Consider the following 20,619-nt stretch of genomic DNA (forward strand, 5'->3'; position numbering starts at 1 on the left):
ATGAAAATCGCCTTTCATGATAACCCGCCGATATTTTCGCCGCCCACTCGAGCGGCCGTTCCCTTTCATATTCTGCTTAAACCCGTTGGCGCTGGCTGTAATCTTAAATGTGATTATTGTTATTACCCGGAAGATCAGCTAGCGAGATCTAAACCTATGATAAAAGAGATGTTAGAACCTTTTATCCGTCACTATATCGCATCACAACCTGCCTACAGCAAAGAAATTAACTTTGTATGGCAAGGTGGAGAGCCCTTACTTGCAGGGTTAGATTTCTATAAAAAAGCCATTGCGTTGCAGCAAAAATATGCACCAAGTCAGGTCAAAATTTCCAATAGCTTACAAACTAATGCCACCTTGCTCACTCCTGCATGGTGCCGCTTCTTAAAACAGCATGATTTTATTGTTGGTGTCAGCTTAGATGGACCAAAAGAAATTCATGACCGTTATCGTTTAGATAAGAAAGGCCAACAAGGAAGTTATGAAGCCGTCCTAAAAGGTATTCGATTATTACAAGAGTTTGGCATTGAGTTTAATATTCTGACAGTTGTTCATGATGCGGTTGCCAACCAAGCCGTAACTATTTACGACCACTTCACTCAGTTAGGTGTGAAATTCATTCAATTTCAACCGTTAATGGCTGAAGGTAGTGCACTTGAGCATCATTTTACGTTGTCTGCTCATAATTGGGGGCAATTTTTGACAAATATTTATTCACGCTGGCAGTCCCAAAACCATGTTGGCCAAGTATTTGTGATGAATATTGAACAGGTATATAGCCAATATTTTACTTATGTAAGCCAAACTTGCGTCCATTCAGAGCGCTGTGGGACTAACTTAATCATGGAAACGCAAGGCGAAATATTTGCCTGTGATCACCAAATGAACGCCAGTCACTATTTGGGCCATTTTTCAGAACTAACACCATTTAGTGAACAGGTCTCCAACTCTATTTCTCTCCCTTTTGGGCAAAATAAAAGTACCCGCAGAGAATGCCAATCCTGCACTGTAAAGAGCGTTTGCCAAGGTGGCTGCCCTGCGCATATCAATTCAACAGGGAAAAATGCGCTGTGTGATGGTTATTTTCGATTTTTTGATGCAGTGATGGCCCCACTACGAAAATACGAACGCAGTATGCGAGGTGTGCAACAATGGCGGCAGGCAATAATGTTTTAGTCTCTCAGTTAATAATAAAACCCCCTTCACCAATGAACTACTCTATAACGCTAGACGACTCACTGATGCTGGGGTTTATTTCCTAAATGATTAAAAGGCCATTAATCATCTTGCTCTGTTTCTGATTTGGCTTTCAAACCTGCGAGTAATTTACCATGAATGCCGCTGAAGCCACCGTTGCTCATCACCAAAATATGATCGCCCGGCTGTGCGGTTTCAATAATCATATTGGTGAATGCTTCAATATCTGCACTCCAACGCGCGGGTTGGACACATTTTTCAGCAATGTCTGTCACCATCCAAGGGATATTGGCAGGTTGGAACAGAAATACTTCATCTGCACGGCCTAGCGCAGGCGCAATATCGTTCTTATTGATACCCATTTTCATCGTATTCGAGCGAGGCTCGAGCACCGCAAGAATACGTGAAGTTCCGCCAACTTTGCTGCGAAGTGCTTCTAACGTTGCCAAAATAGCGGTTGGGTGATGTGCGAAGTCATCGTAAACACTGACACCATTTTCAACACCACGTAGCTCAAGGCGGCGACGTGCATTGATAAAACTATTCAAAGCGAGGCAAGCTTCTTTTACTGGAACGCCCACATGGTGAGCCGCTGCAATCGCCATCAATGCATTTTGGATATTGTGGTTACCCACTTGTGACCAAGTGACTTCTCCAACTTTTTCCTGCTGGTAGTACACAGCAAAGTGGCTACCGTCGTGGCTGAGCTTCTCTGCTTGCCATTCCCCATGCTCCCCACCCACCAGCTCTTGTTCACTCCAGCAGCCCATTCCAATCACTTGTTTTAAATGATTGTCATTGTCAGGTGTGAAAATTTTGCCGCTGGCTGGCACAATACGTACAAGATGATGGAACTGTTTTTGAATCGCTTCGAGATTTTCAAAGATATCCGCATGGTCGAATTCAAGGTTGTTCAATACCAAGGTTTTCGGGCTGTAATGCACAAATTTAGAACGCTTATCAAAGAATGCACAGTCATACTCATCCGCTTCGATAACAAAAAACGGGCTTTCACCTATCTTAGCGGAAACATCAAAATTCCCTGGAACACCGCCAATTAGAAAACCAGGCTTGTAACCACAGTCTTCTAAGATCCACGCAAGCATCCCCGCGGTGGTTGTTTTACCATGAGTTCCCGCAACAGCCAGTACCCAACGTTCAGGTAACACGTGGTCATGAAGCCACTGTGGGCCAGATGTATACGGTAAGCCTCTTTCTAACACAGCTTCGACACAAGGGTTACCACGCGTCATTGCATTACCAATCACTACCATATCCGGTATTGGGTCAAGCTGAGCCGGATCATACCCTTGAATGAGTTCAATTCCTTGATTTTCAAGCAATGTGCTCATCGGTGGGTACACGTTGGCATCCGAACCTGTCACTTTATGCCCTAAAGAACGGGCCAATATTGCTAGGCTTCCCATAAAGGTACCGCATATACCTAAAATATGTATGTGCATTCTTTTTCATCCAATTAGCATGAGGTTGGTCACTATTCTACCCATCAAAAACAGGTTTATAAATGCATTAACCTATTAATCTTTTTTTTATTTAGTTAAACTCTTCCCGCGCGAGGGTAAATGCCCCGCAAAACCTCTGTCAATTTTATTCAGGACCTTCGTCATGAAAACATTAGGCGAATTCATCGTCGAAAAGCAACAAGATTTTCCTCATGCAACAGGTGAGCTGACTTCTTTATTATCAGCTATCAAACTGGGCGCTAAAATTATCCATCGTGATATTAATAAAGCTGGACTTGTCGATATTCTTGGCACTAACGGTGTTTCGAATATTCAAGGTGAAGTTCAGATGAAGCTTGACCTGTATGCAAACGAAAAACTGAAAGCGGCTTTAAAAGCACGCGGAGAAGTCGCCGGTATCGCCTCTGAAGAAGAAGACGAAATTGTCATTTTCGAAGGAGACCGCGCAGAAAACGCAAAATATGTTGTTTTAATGGACCCACTTGATGGTTCTTCGAACATCGATGTAAACGTTTCCGTTGGAACAATTTTCTCCATTTACCATCGTATTACACCGATTGGTCAACCGGTTACAGAAGCCGATTTCCTGCAACCGGGTAATCGCCAAGTAGCTGCGGGCTACGTGGTTTATGGTTCATCAACGATGTTGGTTTACACCACTGGTGTTGGTGTACATGCGTTTACTTACGACCCATCATTGGGCGTTTTCTGCTTATCTCATGAAAAAGTGATGTTCCCATCAGAAGGGAAAATGTACTCCATCAACGAAGGAAACTATATCAAGTTCCCGATGGGTGTTAAAAAGTACATTAAATATTGCCAAGAAGAAGATAAAGCAACAAATCGCCCGTATACCACACGTTATATCGGTTCTTTGGTTGCAGACTTCCATCGTAACTTGCTCAAAGGGGGAATTTATATTTACCCAAGTACCGCAAGCCATCCAAATGGAAAACTGCGCCTTCTGTACGAATGCAACCCAATTGCATTTTTAGCAGAGCAAGCCGGTGGTAAAGCCAGTGACGGAGCAAACCGCATTTTAGATATCATGCCTAGCGAATTACACCAACGCGCACCGTTCTTTGTCGGAACTGAGTCGATGGTAGAGAAAGCAGAATCATTTATGCGTGAATTCCCTGACACGGAATAATCTAATTCATTAATTATAAGGCGGGGCTTCCCGCCTTTTTTGTTCCTTTTTTTCACCAACTAGTGAGTTTTACCCCTCTTTACGGCTATAATGTTCCCCACGCTATCTACCCGAGTATTTAATTTGTCTGAAGGCCGCCATAAATGTGATGCCCTCCAGCAAGTTAACAAGGGTAAATTCATTATTCACACAAAGGATACATTTAAATGGGCCTGAACAATGTACCGGCAGGTAAAGATCTGCCAGAAGATATCTATGTTATCATCGAAATTCCAGCGAACGCAGATCCTATCAAATATGAAGTTGATAAAGAGTCTGGTGCGCTGTTTGTAGACCGTTTCATGTCAACAGCGATGTTCTATCCATGCAACTATGGTTACATCAACAACACCCTGTCTCTAGATGGCGACCCAGTTGATGTATTAGTCCCAACGCCATACCCATTACAACCAGGCTCAGTCATTCGTTGCCGCCCTGTTGGCGTACTGAAAATGACTGACGAATCTGGTGAAGATGCAAAATTAGTTGCTGTTCCGCACACTAAATTAAGCAAAGAGTACGATCACATTAAAGATGTGAACGACCTGCCAGAATTACTGCGTGCTCAAATTACTCACTTCTTTGAACATTACAAAGACTTAGAAAAAGGTAAGTGGGTTAAAGTTGATGGTTGGGAAGATGCTGCGTCTGCAAAAGCAGAGATCATCGAATCTTTCGAACGCGCTGCAAAAAAATAATCTCCCTCTCGGAACATTATGAAAGCTCTGGTTAATACCAGAGCTTTTTTATGGGCCCTAACAAGCCAATTCGTTGATAAAAAACGCCAGCAATATTGCTGGCGTTTCATATTTTTACGACTCGATAGTGGCTATTGAGCCGTTATACTTCTTCATCACGTTTCAGCCAGTCGCCACTTTTTATTTGGCGTAGACCATCAACAGAATGTTTATACAGATAAATCCAAGCGTTGCCATACGGCGTTGGGATGAGCTCCCTCACATAGTCTTGAGAGTTTTTCTTTAGCTCATCTAACTCTGTCAAAATGGACGGGTTGATTCGATACACTTCGCACTCTATTGCCCCATCCCCTTTAACAACCGCGGGATAATATCCAAGATCATACAGTTCATAGCCTTCTAGCTTATGCTCGCCAAGTAGCTGAGCATAAGTCATCCAGTGATGATTTCCTTGCTTTTGTCTTAAGCTGCCATAAACAATTACACGCATAATCTAAAACTCAAATTGGTAGAGGAGATCCAATGCCTGATTAACACCAGACACAGCTTCTAAATACAGTTTTGGCATCAACCGATAACGTAAAGTTAACGTCGCCAATGAGTCAAAGATACCAACTCCATACTTCACTTGTAAATCATTAGTGATCTTACCACTTACAACGACTTGAGAACCATCCCCCACACCTTGGGTATCGACGGCTAAATCAGAGACTCCAAATGTCTCACCTATTTTACCCACGAGTTGCCCACTTTGTGCTACACCTAAGCCTATTAACATAGATGTCATTTGTGAACCATTTGCGTCTCCACTATCTAAGCCCTCTCCTCTTAATAAATAAGACAGTGCTTCTTGTTGTGTTTTCGCCGGTTCAGAGAATATTTCTACTTTCGGTTTATCCGCAAGCCCAGTGACCTTCACCCCAGCAATCACGCCATCTGCCGTGTTGTCTGGGTTACGAATAGCTTCTAAGTTTAAGAATGGTTGGTCCGCAGGCCCTGAGAATTGAATTTGGCCTTTACGGACAATCAAATCTTGCCCGTAAGCACGGAAACGACCGGCAGGAATATCCACTTGGCCATTAATGTGCAGACCATGGATATTCTGAACCACTTTCAATAAACCTGTCAGACGCGCTTTTAAGCCAAACGCATCTAATCGAACATCATTACCAATTTTAATATCCAAATTGGTCTGAATAGGGATAGATGGCGCTTTTTGTTCAATTGGCTGCAAGTTGCTATCTAACATCACCACATCCGATGATGGGCTTACCGCTGACTCAGGGAGTTCTTGAACAGTAATTCGTGCCCACGGAATATTGACGGTACCGTTTAGCGTGAGTACCGAAGGTGATGCATCAAATACAATGTCCGGTTGAACATCAATTTGGATCATCGGCGGTAAAGAAACTCGAAGGTTATTACCTCGTGCCATGACTTTTGCACGCCATGCATTAACATTGCGCCAATCTGCATCACCATCAATGTTCAGATAGCCTTCTGGCGTGTTTATCTGACCATTCATTACCGAGCTTGTGCCGTTGAAATTAATACCTAAATGACCGCTTTTGATATCAAACGGGATCATTGCCGATCTCACTTCTAAACTCGAAAGCGCTAAACTACCATTTAATAATGGGTTATTTGCTGACCCACCTAAACGTAAATTCGCACTCAAGCGCCCATTCGCCACTTCCTTCTGGCCCAGCAACGGCTTGATTAAATCTAATGTCACTGAATTGATTTCAACATTACCCGACAGTAAGCGACGTTTTTCAATATCAGAAATTTGAATATTGCCACGCATTTGGCCATTATTCGTCAGCCCAAACAACCAGTTAAGGTCTGCCTTGCCATTTTTCAATCCCGCGCTTAACGTTAAGGTATCAAAAGCAATAGGTAAACGAGTGCCATCCACAAACTGAACCGCTTTGACGTCATTTCCTCGCAAGTCCAACTTCACTTGCGGCATACTGCCATCCGCTTTCCAAATCGCATTAGCTTTACCCGTAAATACGCCGCTGACTCGAGTATCTTGTGGCATAAAGGGTTTGATCATCGCGAGGTCAAAACGTTCTAACACGATATCTGCGCTACCACTTTTACCTGCTTTAATCGGTTTTGGTACACACAAACGAGCATTCGGGTTGACCCAACAATGGCTGCCGATAGTCACTTCTTGTGTTTGGTTGGCATAATTGAGTGACATCGCTTGGTTTAGGCGCCATTCACCCACCACCGTATCAAATAAGGTATTGGTTAAATTCCCTTTCCACACTTCAGTCTGACGGTCAAAACTACCTGCTAATGCTAATTGCCCAGAAACCGGTTCACCCTTCATGTTCAACTTGAGCGAGTGCTGTTTTTCACTTCCTTTCGCATCCAAAGTTAAATTATTGACGACAAGATCACCTTGTTTCAACTGACGAAGAACAACAGATAAATCCCCTTTAATTTGCTCGCCTGTTGCTACATTTCCTTTGATAACAACATTCTCGATAGCAAGATCATCCTGCCACTTCACGCCGCGTGCAGTAAGGTCAACAAGGGCTTCTGGTGTCTGTAAATTACCACGTAATTTCACATCACCGGCAATCACCCCTCCTAAGCCGGGTAGCAAGCCATTGAGTGCTGGAGCATTAATTTTGGCATCAAGGTTCCATTTATCGGCAAGAGAGCCTTTTACATCAACATGGTTTTTACCCAGTGCCAAATTAAAGTCTGGGATATCCCATTGACCTGCTGCATTACCTTTGGCTTTACCGCGTGCTTTCAACAGGTTATTTTTAACATTGCCGTCTAAAACAATTTCCGGAATATCCAACTGCCAACTACCACCATATAAACTTCCGCGCGTGGCAATTTTACCTTCCACTTTAGCAGGCCATTCAGGGTACTGTTTGGCAGTATTAATACCTGAAAGGGTCAATACTGCATTCCAACTAATTGCCTTGCTCCAGTCCGCAACGCCAGTAATATCAGCATGACCTTGTAAAGCGACTAAACGTAAGCGAGTTAAATTAATTTGCTCTTCATTACCTTTCGCATCTAATAGCAAGGTCGAAGGTGGTAAATCCTGCCCAGTGATAGCTGAACGTACAGACATGTCATAAGCAGATGGGCGGCCGTTCAAGCGTATGCGTGTACCATCTAATTGATACTGCGCTTCTCCGACTAAAGGCCAAGTTAACTTATCGCTTTCTAGTGTGAGTAAAATCGGCAAGTCTGCTTGTGACAAATCTGTTTCTGCATCTAATTTTGCATTAATTGGCCCATGTAAGTTCAAGGCCAATTTTAGTTCATCAATCAAACCGCCTTTTAAGGAGAGATCTATTTTTTGCCCGTCTAAATCCTCTAAACGACTTTCACCCACGACTGATAATGAGACTGGCCATTTATCTTGCAAAGTTGCCGAGCCAGATAACGCAATATTCCCTTGCGGTGCATCGACTTTTAGCTGTTTAACGAGAACTTGTTGCCCTTCATTCGAAAGACTAAGGTGCAATTGGTTAATTTTGAGCTCAGTCGCCCCCGTTAACTGAAAATTCGAAGCATTAATTCCATCAACATTTAAATCAACAGGTAAAATAACTTCTGGTAATTCAGCGAGTAACGGTTTAGAAAATAGCGTTTTTAATTCGTCTGCCAATGATTTTTGTTCGTCGAGCGGCGTTGGGTCTGGCTGTTTCTCTTCAACGACGGCATCTGATTTGGTTTCAGGTAAATTAATCGCCAAATCAATGATGTCGGTTGGAATGATCGTGATCGCTTTCCCTTCCCACGTTACCCCTGTGGTAAATTTCGCTAAATCGATATCCATGCCATCCACATTGACGTGTGTTGAAACCAAAGCCAATTGATTCAAACGAATGGTCAAAGGTGCCTTGAGTTCAGTCAGTGGTTCAGATGGTGGCGTTTCTTCTGAAGGGGGGAATTGGGTGGTATCGACAGTAACAGTGACATTTTCCGTGCCTAAGTTGTCGATACATAGCTCACGACTGGTTAAACAACCTAGACGTACCGCTAAATTTAATTTCCCCGCATTAACATCGATGCCTGGCATTTGATATTTAACGCCACTTAGCGCTAAGTTACTAATATCACCATCAATTTTATCAATTGTTAATTCAGGAACAAAACGTGTCGCTGTATTTAATGCAAAGTGAAGACCTGATTGCGTTCCAATCACCCAACTGAGTGCGGCAACAACCAGAACGAGAATTAATAAAATGGAAAGACTAGTCCATTTTAGCCACTTCAACCACCTCATAGCTCAGTCCCCAAGCCGATATAAAACTGTATTTTGTTATTATCTGGATCGCCAATAGGTTTGGCTAAATCTAATTTTATTGGCCCAACCGGTGAGACCCAACGGATACCGACTCCCGCCCCCGTTTTAAAATCATTATTCTTAAAGTTATCAACAGCTTCACCGCTATCAATAAAGGTCGCGCCCCACCAATTTCCGGTAAAATTATATTGGTATTCCACAGAACCTACGGCCAATTTTGATGCCCCTGTCAGCTTACCTTTGCTATCTTCTGGAGAGATTTTTTGATACCCATATCCACGCACGCTACCATCACCACCCGCGAAGAAACGTAAGTCCGGTGGAACTTTATCGAAATCATTGGTTTCAATCCAACCGATATTTCCACGAACAATAAAGCGATGACCTTCCCATGGCGTTCTGATCCACACATTTTTAGCTTGTAGCACCGCAAAATCGATGTCTGAACCCCAAATTTTATTCGAGTAATCAATAGAGTAACGTTGGCTATCCCCCCATGTTGGCATCACACCACCACGTTGGCGAATTCGGCTCACATAGGCCCCGGGATACAGCAACATCGTCGTATTCGTCACGTTAGCTTGGGTAAAGTTACTCAGCATCCAACGCATATTCACACCATATTGCCAACCGGATGAATAATCCCAGTTACGAGACACATTCAAGGTTGTTGTATTCGCTTGCGTATCATTTAAATCTGTCCGTTTAAAGCCCCCTTGAACTGCATAATATTGCTCAAGTGGGTTTGCTTTTAATGGAATTTTATAGCTTGCATCAATTAATTGCTCTGGTTGGGATAAACTAATACTCGACGTTAAACTTTGCCCACGAGAGTTAATCCAAGGCTTATTCCATGTCGCTTTAACTCGGGGACCTACATCTGTTGCATAGCCCCCACCGAGCTCAATAAAATTTTTGGCTCTAGGCGTCATCACCGCTTCCATCGGTAATTCATAGGAATTATCTTTTCGGGCACTCACGATACGCGGCGTTACAATCGCAGAAGAGAACCAACCTGTTTCAGCTAATCGGCGGTTAAATTCAGCAAGTTGCTCTGATGTGTAGTATTCCCCTTTTTTGAAAGGCGCAAGGTTGTTCAGATAATCTTCACGGATTTGTGAGCCTGAATAAGAAATGGCGCCAAACCGATAACGTTCGCCACTGTTAAAATCAAAATCCCAATAAGCCGCATGGTGGTCAAGAGAAATACCCAGTTGGCTTTTCTCCATCATTGCATCAAAATAACCTTTGCGAATGGCTAAACTGCTAAAGCGCCCTTTAAATTCTTCGTATTCACCATCATTTTGAACTGTATCAAGCTTTGGCGTATATTGTTTGAGCATCTTTTCATAGTCAGGGTCCGTTTTAGCGCCACCTTGTAATTCAACATTCACCCCTTTTAATAAAATAGGTTCCCCAGGAGTGACTTTGGCGGTTAAAACAGAACGAGCAGGGGGTGTTTTTTCTTCGTAGCTAAATTCAACCATGGGTTGGTAATAGCCTAAAGGCTTTAAACCTTCTTTAATTGCTTTCTCAACACGGGCTCGAAAACGACCGTTTGGCACAACTTCATCTTGCGATATATTAGACAATTGTACGCGAACGTTTTGATTAAGTTGTCCTTCAAGACCTTCAATATTAAGACGAAGATTAGCTGCGTGTACCACTGGCACTGCCGCAGTTAGGCAGAGAAAACAAATTAGAGGGTATTTCGACACGCCTACTCCTAAGGTGATTGTTCGATTGACTAAATACTTCATATCAATTTATTTTGAGTAAAATTCGCCATAGACACAAGTTTTTATCCCTATTTTTAGATTATTTGTGTGGTCACTATATATAGGAATCATTATGCCTTTTAATAAATTTCACTCTGCAAGTATTGCACAACCTCTGCCCGGCAGAGCAACTGCTATGACCTACTCACCATATCATGCGCTTAACCATCATTCGATTGAGATTATTCCTAAGAATATGGAAATTGCGTATTTTGCCATGGGCTGTTTTTGGGGAGTTGAACGATTATTTTGGCAGCAAGCTGGGGTTTATTCAACTTCTGCGGGGTATTGTGGTGGAGTGACCCTTAACCCAACCTACGAAGAAGTTTGCTCAGGACGAACTGGGCACGCGGAAGCAGTTCGGGTTGTTTTTGATCCGCAAGTTATCAGTTACTCCCAATTATTGACGTTATTTTGGGAAAACCATGACCCCGCACAAGGCATGCGCCAAGGGAACGATATGGGCAGCCAGTACCGTTCCGCTATTTATACCGTGTCAGACGAACAAGATAAGCAAGCGATGGACACACTGCAAGCTTACCAAAATGCAATGAAAGCGCAGCATGACACACGTGTAATCACGACCGAAATAGCGCCATTAGATACTTTCTATTTTGCCGAAGATTACCACCAGCAGTACTTATACAAAAACCCGAATGGATATTGCGGATTAGGCGGAATTGGTATCTGTTTGCCACCCTCATTAAACAACTAAATCAATAACCTAATACAGTGATTTCATCTTCCCAACCATTCAAGTTGCTTTTCAATATGACTTAAAGCAGCTTGAATGATGATGAATATCTAGGCAGATAAATCACCTCAGTGCTATACTAATGCAACATATCAACAATTTGCGCATATCGCGCAACATATATTTGCATACTCAATATATTTAAATACACGAGACTATGCCTTCAGAGATTTTTGAATTTTATGGATTCTCCCTTTGATTGGCTGGATAACTTATGCTCAACAGTTTATTAATTGTTCTATTATTATGTGCAATCAGCGCATTCTTTTCTTTGTCAGAAATTTCTCTGGCGGCTTCCCGCCGCATTAAACTTAAACTTATGGCCGATGAAGGCAACATTAATGCGGCTCGCGTGCTTAAATTACAAGAAATGCCGGGAATGTTTTTTACCGTCGTTCAAATTGGTTTAAATGCCGTTGCTATCCTTGCAGGTATTGTGGGAGAGTCTGCTTTTTCTCCGGCTTTGTACGATGTCTTTATTCAATTTTTATCGCCAAGCTGGGCTCAGCAAGTTTCATCAATACTGTCGTTCACCATTGTGACGAGCTTATTTATTTTAGTGGCAGATTTAACACCTAAACGTATCGGTATGGTAAAACCTGAAGCCATTGCGATTCGTATTGTGAATCCAATGCGCTTCTGTTTAGTGGTACTCAGCCCATTCGTCTGGTTTTTTAATGGCCTTGCGAACCTCTTTTTTAAATTATTCAAATTACCTACGTCACGTAATGAAGATATCACTTCTGATGATATTTTTGCGGTCGTTGAAGCGGGTGCTGTGGCGGGTGTGTTACGTAAACAAGAACACGAATTAATTGAGAATGTGTTTGAGCTGGAATCACGTACTGTGCCATCAGCCATGACCCCACGTGAGAGTATTATTTATTTTGACAAAGACGAGTCAGAAGACAGTATCAAACATAAAATTTCAACCCAACCCCATTCTAAGTTCTTGGTGTGTGCAGGGGATATCGATCATGTTATCGGTTATGTTGATTCAAAAGAATTACTTAATCGCGTGCTCAATGGGCAGAGCTTAAGTTTAAAAGATGGTGCTCACATTAGAAATACGCTAATGATCCCTGATACCCTCTCATTATCAGATACCTTAGAAGCATTTAAAACAAACGCCGTCGATTTTGCTGTTATTCTCAACGAATATGCATTAGTCATGGGTATAATTACCATCAATGATGTAATGATCACTTTAATGGGGGACTTAATTGGTCCAGGGCAAGAAGAGCAAATCGTGGTACGTGATGAGAATTCTTGGTTAGTTGAAGGTGGAACACCAATCGAAGATGTGATGCGCATTTTGGATATTGATGATTTCCCTGACTTTAGCAACTATGAAACCATCGCAGGGTTTATGATGTACCGGTTAAGAAGAATGCCAAAGCGGACAGACTATGTGAAATATGCGGGATACAAATTTGAAGTTGTCGATATTGATAATTACAAAATTGACCAATTACTCGTCACTCGTCTTACTACGGCGCCATCACCTGTCGTTGTACAGCCCGGAAAAAATACTATTGAAACGGCTGACGCAAAACAACAAACAAAAGATACTGAACATTAGTGCTTGATAGCGAAGCCGTTTCTTTCAATGCGCCACCCATGTGGCGCGTTGTTAACCAAAACCTTCTTGATTAACCTATCCCAGTTCTGCCTGTAATAATGAAACCTGTTTGTTGACCTCACTCATCACATTGTAATGGCGCTTATCACTAATTTTAGGTGGTAGAATTTTCCCATAGTTAAACTCAAATGCCCCAAAATCCTTAATATAGAGCCTGCCACGGAATAACGTTTTGACGTAAAGAGCAATCTTCGATGGGTTATAACGGTTAAAAATTTTCATTAGAACTTTGCCTCCCCTTTGTTCTTACGATATTCAATAACTCATACCGTACAATAATCATAGACCAGAAATTTTCACTTTGGTTCTAAAATTGCAGTTTTATTCAATTTACTGACATAACATGACACTGTAAAGTAACTGTTAAAACCCTATAAACATTGTTTTTATTCTGAATTTTAAAAAAATGTTAAATTACCTCTTGTAACTCATCCGATGAGCTATGCTATAAATAGCAGTAATCAGACAAACCGTTACGCTCACATGACAAAATAATCAATCAAGGGGCTGTTATGATAAGAAATTATTTACTTTTAATATGCTTGATCGGGGCATCAGCAATAGCTTCTGCTGCAAATATTCAATTAAACCAATCTGTTCCTACCATTTCTGTCACCGACAAAGGTGAGCTTGTCATGAATAATGAAGGGAAGTTGGATTATCAACCGTGGAAAAGCCAACAGCTCGTTGGAAAAGTACGGACAATTCAACATATTGCTGGCCGTTCTTCCGCAAAAGAGCTTAATGCTCCTTTAGTTGAAGCCATCAAACAAGCCAAATTCCCGCATGATACCTATCAAACAACAACAATCATTAATACTGATGATACAATGTTCGGTACGGGTGTATTTGTTAAAAATAGTGTTGAAGATAGCAAAAAAGAGTTCCCTTATTCACAATTTATTGTTGATAGCGAGGGTGCGGTGAAGAATGCATGGGGCTTGAAACCAGAAAGCTCAGCAATTATCGTATTGGATAATCAAGGGAAGGTGTTATTTTTCAAAGATGGTGAATTAAATCCCCAAGAAATTCAAAAAGTCATTAGTTTGTTAACCTCATCACTAAATCAATAAGGTGAAACTTTTACTATTATGTAGTGTGCGTAATTTCGCACACTACACCTACAATTCAACCTATCTCCCTAGCGTCAAAAATAGTGAGTTATGCTAAAATACCCTTATATTAAATATGCATAATTATGATTATTATTTTTATAAATAAGCATGACTAATGTGCTCATTATCACGTTTTAATTTCATTCCAATAGACTTGGGCACAAAATCCACCATTAGTGCCATGAGTAAAAATAACCTGCAAATGATGCAATTGTGCAATTCGCTTAACAATAGAGAGCCCTAAACCACTCCCTGTCTTTTCTTGCCCTGGTGGACGATAAAAACGCTCACCTAGCCGCTGTAAAACTTCAGGTGTCACACCATTACCATCATCTTGAATTTCAAGGTGATCAGCATACAAAATGATCTCCACTCGCCCAGCGATTTTTCCATAACGTATTGCATTATTGAGTAAATTTCTCAGCAATGCATTGAGTAATAATGGCTGACCTTGAAAATCAGGGGGACGACTTATTAAGGTGTTTATTATGGTTGTTTGCTGCTCTTGAGCCTCGTGATCCACATCTTTTATCGCCGTTTCAATTAACACAGGCCAAGATACCACTGTAATATCATCAAGTTGTGTGGATGACTCCAGTCGAGATAACATGAGTAGTTGGTCAACAAGCCGTGTTGCCCTATCAATACCTTCCGATAAGTTAGCCACTGCATGATTACGGATATCTGTATTATTTCCTGCAATTTGTACCACTTCCGCCTGCACTCTTAACGCTGCGAGTGGGCTGCGTAGCTCATGAGCGGCATCCGATGTAAATTGTCGCTCACGAGCAAACATGTCATTAATACGGCCAAATAGCCCATTCATGGAGTCAATAATGGGCCTTACTTCGCTGGGAATACGCGTTACTTGTACTGGGGTTAACTCATCTGGCTTTCGCTGATATAACTGCTTTGCTACATCCTTCAATGGACGTAAAGCACGTGTGAGCAGCCATAAAAATAGCAATAACATAATTGGCAATGCCATCAACCAAGGCATAAATTGTGCAACCATAATATCGGTCGCCATTTCTTGTCGGTACTCCCACTCTTGCCCTACTGCGATAACATATTGACCATCTTGAGATTTTAACCACACAAAACGCCAAGGGTCGTCACTTCCTTGGAGCATCCCATCGGTAAACCCTTCTCGCTTAAATTGATAGACAATATCTCTACCGTTATCACCGTCGTTTAATACCATTTCGCCATCCGGTGAAAAAATAGCAAATGCCAATGCATCATCATCTTGATGACCACGGTTCTTTCGCAATAATTTTTTGGTTTTAGTCAGTGAAGGCCGGCTCAGCTCAAAGTCTGATGGTAAAACAGATAATCGTTTGGCAAACGCCATTTGCTGGGTATCAAATAATTCATTAATCGTTTTATAGCTTTGGTACCACGCTAATGAACTAGCGATCCCCCATGTCAGCAAAGCTAACAATAGCAGCATTAAAGTGAGTTTCAGCCTGAGACTAAATGTCTTCATCATTTATCATCACCTAATCGATAGCCAACACCATGAATGGTTCGAATAAACTTATTACCTAATTTACGCCTTAAATGGTGGATATGTACCTCAACAGAGTTGCTAGAGACTTCTTCATCCCAATTATACAATTTCTCTTCAATTAAAGGACGAGAAAAGACTTTATTTGGGTTATGCATAAATAAAGACAATAAGGCAAACTCCTTACCTTTTAGCTGTACAGGTTCACCTTGCAGTGTCACCGTCATTGCAACCGGATCCATTTCAACATCACCATGCGTAAGTTTGGAGGATAATTGCCCACTTCGACGACGGATTAACGCCTGCAAACGCGCCATGACTTCCATTAAAGCGAATGGTTTACAAAGATAATCATCAGCCCCTTGTTGCAGCCCTTGAACACGTTGATCCAGAGCATCTCGTGCTGTCAAAATCAAAACCGGCTCATCACGCCCCTCCTTGCGCCAATGTTTCAAGATATCCATACCATCAATATTTGGTAATGAAAGGTCGAGTACAACAGCATCATAGGGTGCATCAAATAAAGCGAGTTGCCCTTGTTTACCATCCATAAACCAATCAACCGTAAACCCTAGCTGTGTTAATCCTACTTTTAAACCATCACCAATTAGCCGGTCATCTTCAATTAATAGAATACGCATAATATCCTCCACCTCAGAATATTATTATATTTATCCCATCAGTCTTGAGATGACTAGCTATAATTAACAAAATTAAAAATATAATTCGTTAATCATGTTTCTTAAGATCCTGTTAAGATTTACTTGGTTTAATACCCTCCATACAAACAAGTTCATGTCCATTTGGAGATACTGATGATGAAAAAATTACCTGTAATCGCTTTAGTTGCTGCACTCGCAAGTGCACCTGTTTTCGCTGCAAATGGCGGATTTGATGGCCCAGGCGCTGCCACAAATACAACGACCCAAACGACTCAAACGGGTGGTTTCATCGGCCCAAATAGTGGGGAAATGACGGTCGCAAAAGCACTTGATATGTCAGATGATAGCTGGGTTATTTTACGTGGTAATATCGTTAAACAACTCGACAATAAACATTATGAGTTCACTGATGGTACTGGCACCATTAATTTAGAAATCAGTGAAAAGCGTTGGAACGGTATCAACGTAACGCCAAAAGACAAAGTTGAAATTCGCGGTAAAATTGATAAAGACTGGAATTCAAGAGAAGTCGAAGTTAAACAAATCCAAATCATTAAATAATTCACAATTTTTAAAATGGGATCTGCTTTAAAGTAGGTCCCATCTAAATCCTATTTCATACAGAAATTAACAGTGCTAAATTAACAAAATCATTTTTGCTTACTAAGGCTGCTTAATGACTGTAAAACTTCCTAACATACGTAATATTAGCGAAAAATTACTTTCAGATAATTGGTATGTTTTAAAAAAATACACCTATGAATTACAACGACAAGACGGCAGTTGGCAACAACAAGAACGTGAAGTCTATGATAGAGGCAATGGTGCCGTTATTTTGTTATATAACAAAATAAAGAACAGCATTATTTTAATTCGTCAATTTCGTATGCCAGTCTATGTTAATGGCTACTCTGATTTTCTGATTGAGGCCGCCGCTGGCTTACTCGAAAACGCTTCACCAGAAGCGCGAATTATTGCTGAAGCCGAAGAAGAAACCGGTTTTAAAGTCGATAAAATTCAAAAAGTTTTTGAAGCCTTTATGAGCCCAGGCTCCGTCACCGAAAAGCTCCACTTTTACATCGCCGAATACAGTGATAATAATCGTCAAAACGCAGGCGGTGGGCTTAAAGAAGAAGGCGAAGATATTGAAGTTTTAGAGTGGCCTTTCTCTAAAGCCATTGATGCGATTAAAACGGGAGAAATTGTTGATGGTAAAACCATCATGTTGATCCAATACCTCGCCCTAAACACGATTCTTAAAAGTTAAACTCTCTTATAGAGCTCATGATGATAAAATAAAATCATCGTGAGCTTTCCTGTTTTCTTATCAGTCATTAAATGAATAGCGAAAATAAAAATAAATCATAAAAAGATAATCAACTTTTATTATTTTGCTATTTAATTAAAAATTAAAACCATAAAACGAAGATAAAACATATTTCGCTTTGACCTATTCACTAAAAAACCTTAAATTTAAATAATATTAATTTTATATATCATCATTTTAAGAGTCTTATTTTTGCATCCAATGAATATCAAATAATTGTTATACATTACAATCAGTGATTAAGGAGCTAAATAAAATGATACGCTGCGTTCGTATGTGGACAGGAGAAGATGGAAATTCTCTATTTGAAGAAGGCACTCTTGAGCTCAATAATCTCACAGGAGGGGATAGCCAAACCTCCGCCATCGCAGCCAGTGAACTGACCTTCCGTGAAACAGTTTCCGGCGGTTCTTTTGATTGGCATCAAGACCCTGTTCCTCGTTATGTCATTACCCTTTCCGGCACTTTAGAATTCGAAACTAAAGATGGTTCTAAATTTATCATCAATCCTGGTGATATCTTACTTGCGCAAGATAATACAGGAACTGGCCATAAATGGCGGCTTATTGGTGATGAGCCATGGCGTCGTGCTTATGTGGTCTATCAAGAAGGCACCAACCTTAGCTTTACTCCAACAAAAAAATAGAGGCCGTCATGAATAAACCGATTGCTGAGAATGTCGATATTGCCCTCATTGGCGCAGGGATCATGAGTGCAACACTTGGTACATTTCTCAAAGAACTAGAGCCTTCACTGACGATTGCTGTTTTTGAAAGGCTAAACGACTGTGCCCAAGAAAGCTCCCATCCGTGGAACAATGCGGGAACAGGTCATGCCGCTAACTGTGAGATGAACTATACTCCACCAAACCCAGATGGTACGGTGGATATCAGTAAAGCGCTTGAAGTCAATACGGAGTTTGATCTCTCTCGTCAGCTTTGGTCTTATCTAGTCACCAAAGGTAAAATTAAAGATCCACGTGACTTTATTCACCCATGCCCACATATGAGCTTTGTTTGGGGTGAAGACAATGTAAAATTCTTAAAACAACGCTACCAACAGATGTCTGCTCACCACTGTTACCACAACATGGAATACAGTGATGACCCAAAACAGATCAACGAGTGGGCACCACTGATCATGGAAGGCCGTGATCCTAAAGAAGCGATTGCGGCTACCCGTGTAAATACTGGTGCTGATGTCGATTACGGTGCACTAACGCATTTATTAATTGCACAATTAAGCGAACAATCCGGTTTTTCAATTCACTATAAACATGAAGTCATCGATGTTAAAAAGACCCCCGATGGCAGATGGAATATTGAAGTTAAAAACCTACTCACGCATGAAAAAACGATCACTTCCGCAAAATTTGTGTTCGTTGGTGCAGGTGGGCGGGCGATCGAATTACTACAGAAATCGGGGATCCCTGAAGGAAAAGGGTATGGTGGGTTCCCTGTTAGTGGTATCTGGTTACGTTGTGATAACGAAGAAATTGCTTCTCGCCACCATGCAAAAGTTTACGGTAAAGCAGACAAAGGCTCACCACCAATGTCTGTTCCACACTTGGACACTCGCATTATTGGTGGTAAACGTTCTCTATTATTCGGGCCTTATGCCGGTTTTTCGAGTAAATTCCTTAAGCACGGCTCTTATTTAGATCTGTTTGAATCGGTTAAATTGAATAACATTGAACCAATGCTTGCGGTTGCGAAAGATAACTGGTCACTCGCAGAATACCTAGTAGGCCAAGTCCTGCAAACTTCTGCTCACCAATTTGCCATGCTGCAACAATTCTACCCAGAAGCACAGCATGAGGATTGGAAAGAGGTGGTTGCAGGGCAACGAGTACAAATTATTAAGCCTGAGCATGATAAGAAAGGGGTTTTAGAATTTGGTACAGAACTGATTACCAGTGCGGATAAATCATTTACTGTATTGATGGGTGCATCTCCGGGAGCCTCCACTGCGGCATTTATTGCATTGAATGTATTAAAAACCTGTTTTGATGACCAACTCAAAGCTGATGGATGGGAAACTCGTTTAAAAGATATCATTCCAACCTATGGGATTGATTTAAAAACGGATGCAAAAGCCTGTTTAGATATTCGTACCGCCACTGCCAAAGTGCTTCAACTCGATAATTAGTTATTAATTAGGTTGGGAAATCACTTCCCAACCTTTATCAATATTTAGAATAAAATGACCCGAAAACCTGGGTTCAAAAAGGATTCTCGCGGTGTGTAGTCTAACGTTTTTCCATGCCAATCAACGACTTTCGCACCTGCACCAATGGCAATCGCATGACCCGCAGCAGTGTCCCAAATATTCGTAGGCCCAAAACGTGGATAAAGCTGTGCTTTCCCTTCCGCAACCAAACAAAATTTGAGTGAAGAACCAATTTCTACTGTCGTGTGTTCACCCATTTGTTTTAAATAATCCATTAATTCATTGTCTTGATGAGAGCGGCTAATAACAATAACCGGAGGCTTGGCATCATTCACATGAATAAGTTGCTTATGTCCACCTTCTTCCTTCCAGGCTTGATTTCCTTCAGCGTAATATAGCAACCCTTTCGCTGGGGCATATACCACTCCCATCGTTGGTACGCCATTCTCAATGAGTGCAATATTAACCGTAAAATCCCCATTACGATTAATAAATTCTTTCGTTCCATCCAATGGGTCAATCAACCAATAACGTTGCCAATTCTGCCTGGTTGCCCATTGTGGAGGGTCTTCTTCAGACAGTTGAGGGATATCAGGGGCAATGCGAGCAAGGCCTGCTGTAATCACATTGTGGGCGGCAATATCAGCCTCGGTCACAGGCGAATTATCACTTTTGTGTTCAACCTGTAAAGGTTCTTGCGCATTATAAGTTTCCATAATCGCATAACCCGCTTCTTGAGCTAATTCGCAAATTTGCTGTAGCATATTATTCACCTCTCTGATGGCGCTTTACAGCAAGAGTAG

General features: G+C 41.4%; 18 protein-coding genes. 10 read left to right on the top strand and 8 right to left on the bottom strand.

Annotated elements, in window-relative coordinates:
* Complete coding sequence (locus PSE60_RS03145; protein ID WP_272664543.1) at positions 1-1,176, top strand: anaerobic sulfatase maturase; 1,176 nt, start codon at positions 1-3, stop codon at positions 1,174-1,176.
* A gap of 101 nt (positions 1,177-1,277) precedes the next feature.
* Here the strand turns inward: PSE60_RS03145 and mpl are convergent, their stop codons facing one another.
* On the bottom strand, positions 1,278-2,660 hold the full coding sequence (gene mpl, locus PSE60_RS03150) for a UDP-N-acetylmuramate:L-alanyl-gamma-D-glutamyl-meso-diaminopimelate ligase (protein WP_272664544.1): 1,383 nt from the start codon (positions 2,658-2,660) through the stop codon (positions 1,278-1,280).
* Positions 2,661-2,823: 163 nt separating this feature from the next.
* On the opposite strand from mpl, the gene fbp reads away from it, so the two are divergent.
* Positions 2,824-3,831, top strand: coding sequence for a class 1 fructose-bisphosphatase (fbp, locus tag PSE60_RS03155; protein WP_004907443.1), 1,008 nt, complete (start codon positions 2,824-2,826; stop codon positions 3,829-3,831).
* 206 nt (positions 3,832-4,037) lie between these two features.
* On the top strand, positions 4,038-4,568 hold the full coding sequence (gene ppa, locus PSE60_RS03160) for an inorganic diphosphatase (protein ID WP_004905951.1): 531 nt from the start codon (positions 4,038-4,040) through the stop codon (positions 4,566-4,568).
* A gap of 142 nt (positions 4,569-4,710) precedes the next feature.
* On the opposite strand, the gene PSE60_RS03165 is transcribed toward ppa, so the two are convergent.
* Genes PSE60_RS03165 through tamA form a run of 3 tightly spaced genes read right to left on the bottom strand, consistent with a single transcriptional unit; the run spans position 4,711 to position 10,577 of the window.
* Complete coding sequence (locus tag PSE60_RS03165) at positions 4,711-5,058, bottom strand: gamma-glutamylcyclotransferase family protein (protein ID WP_004907442.1); 348 nt, start codon at positions 5,056-5,058, stop codon at positions 4,711-4,713.
* Positions 5,059-5,061: 3 nt separating this feature from the next.
* A complete protein-coding gene (gene tamB / locus PSE60_RS03170; RefSeq protein WP_272664545.1) occupies positions 5,062-8,838 on the bottom strand; it encodes an autotransporter assembly complex protein TamB in 3,777 nt (1,258 codons plus the stop codon).
* Positions 8,835-10,577: an autotransporter assembly complex protein TamA gene (tamA, locus tag PSE60_RS03175; RefSeq protein ID WP_272664546.1), complete on the bottom strand. Its 1,743-nt coding sequence runs from the start codon at positions 10,575-10,577 to the stop codon at positions 8,835-8,837. The genes tamB and tamA overlap by 4 nt, the downstream gene beginning before the upstream one ends.
* Before the next feature lie 133 nt (positions 10,578-10,710).
* On the opposite strand from tamA, the gene msrA reads away from it, so the two are divergent.
* Both msrA and PSE60_RS03185 read left to right on the top strand, forming a co-directional pair.
* Positions 10,711-11,352, top strand: a complete 642-nt coding sequence (gene msrA, locus PSE60_RS03180) for a peptide-methionine (S)-S-oxide reductase MsrA (RefSeq protein WP_210838039.1) — start codon at positions 10,711-10,713, stop codon at positions 11,350-11,352.
* Between the two features lie 253 nt (positions 11,353-11,605).
* Positions 11,606-12,973, top strand: coding sequence for a hemolysin family protein (locus tag PSE60_RS03185; RefSeq protein ID WP_210838041.1), 1,368 nt, complete (start codon positions 11,606-11,608; stop codon positions 12,971-12,973).
* A 75-nt stretch (positions 12,974-13,048) separates the two neighbouring features.
* Here the strand turns inward: PSE60_RS03185 and PSE60_RS03190 are convergent, their stop codons facing one another.
* A complete protein-coding gene (locus PSE60_RS03190; RefSeq protein ID WP_004905964.1) occupies positions 13,049-13,255 on the bottom strand; it encodes a DUF1107 domain-containing protein in 207 nt (68 codons plus the stop codon).
* Between the two features lie 290 nt (positions 13,256-13,545).
* On the opposite strand from PSE60_RS03190, the gene PSE60_RS03195 reads away from it, so the two are divergent.
* Positions 13,546-14,106, top strand: a complete 561-nt coding sequence (locus PSE60_RS03195; protein ID WP_272664547.1) for a YtfJ family protein — start codon at positions 13,546-13,548, stop codon at positions 14,104-14,106.
* A gap of 169 nt (positions 14,107-14,275) precedes the next feature.
* On the opposite strand, the gene qseC is transcribed toward PSE60_RS03195, so the two are convergent.
* Positions 14,276-15,637 (bottom strand): quorum sensing histidine kinase QseC, encoded by a 1,362-nt coding sequence (qseC, locus tag PSE60_RS03200; RefSeq protein ID WP_272664569.1) that lies wholly within the window; start codon positions 15,635-15,637, stop codon positions 14,276-14,278.
* Positions 15,637-16,299: a quorum sensing response regulator transcription factor QseB gene (gene qseB, locus PSE60_RS03205; protein WP_272664548.1), complete on the bottom strand. Its 663-nt coding sequence runs from the start codon at positions 16,297-16,299 to the stop codon at positions 15,637-15,639. Before qseB ends, qseC begins: the two co-directional genes overlap by 1 nt.
* A gap of 177 nt (positions 16,300-16,476) precedes the next feature.
* Here qseB and PSE60_RS03210 point away from each other — a divergent pair, with 177 nt between their 5' ends.
* From PSE60_RS03210 to mqo, 4 genes are all read left to right on the top strand, one after another.
* Positions 16,477-16,881 (top strand): YgiW/YdeI family stress tolerance OB fold protein, encoded by a 405-nt coding sequence (locus tag PSE60_RS03210; protein WP_115168329.1) that lies wholly within the window; start codon positions 16,477-16,479, stop codon positions 16,879-16,881.
* Positions 16,882-16,996: 115 nt separating this feature from the next.
* Positions 16,997-17,587, top strand: coding sequence for a GDP-mannose pyrophosphatase NudK (gene nudK, locus PSE60_RS03215; RefSeq protein ID WP_210838048.1), 591 nt, complete (start codon positions 16,997-16,999; stop codon positions 17,585-17,587).
* A 316-nt stretch (positions 17,588-17,903) separates the two neighbouring features.
* Positions 17,904-18,293, top strand: a complete 390-nt coding sequence (locus PSE60_RS03220) for a cupin domain-containing protein (protein WP_272664549.1) — start codon at positions 17,904-17,906, stop codon at positions 18,291-18,293.
* 8 nt (positions 18,294-18,301) lie between these two features.
* Positions 18,302-19,795 (top strand): malate dehydrogenase (quinone), encoded by a 1,494-nt coding sequence (gene mqo / locus PSE60_RS03225; protein ID WP_210836909.1) that lies wholly within the window; start codon positions 18,302-18,304, stop codon positions 19,793-19,795.
* A 44-nt stretch (positions 19,796-19,839) separates the two neighbouring features.
* Here the strand turns inward: mqo and cysQ are convergent, their stop codons facing one another.
* Entirely contained in the window at positions 19,840-20,580 is a 741-nt protein-coding gene (cysQ, locus tag PSE60_RS03230) for a 3'(2'),5'-bisphosphate nucleotidase CysQ (RefSeq protein WP_272664550.1), read from the bottom strand.
* Positions 20,581-20,619: the final 39 nt, after the last annotated feature.

Origin of the sequence: Providencia sp. PROV174 (assembly GCF_028480685.1) — a bacterium.
In the GTDB taxonomy this organism is placed as follows: domain Bacteria; phylum Pseudomonadota; class Gammaproteobacteria; order Enterobacterales; family Enterobacteriaceae; genus Providencia; species Providencia rettgeri.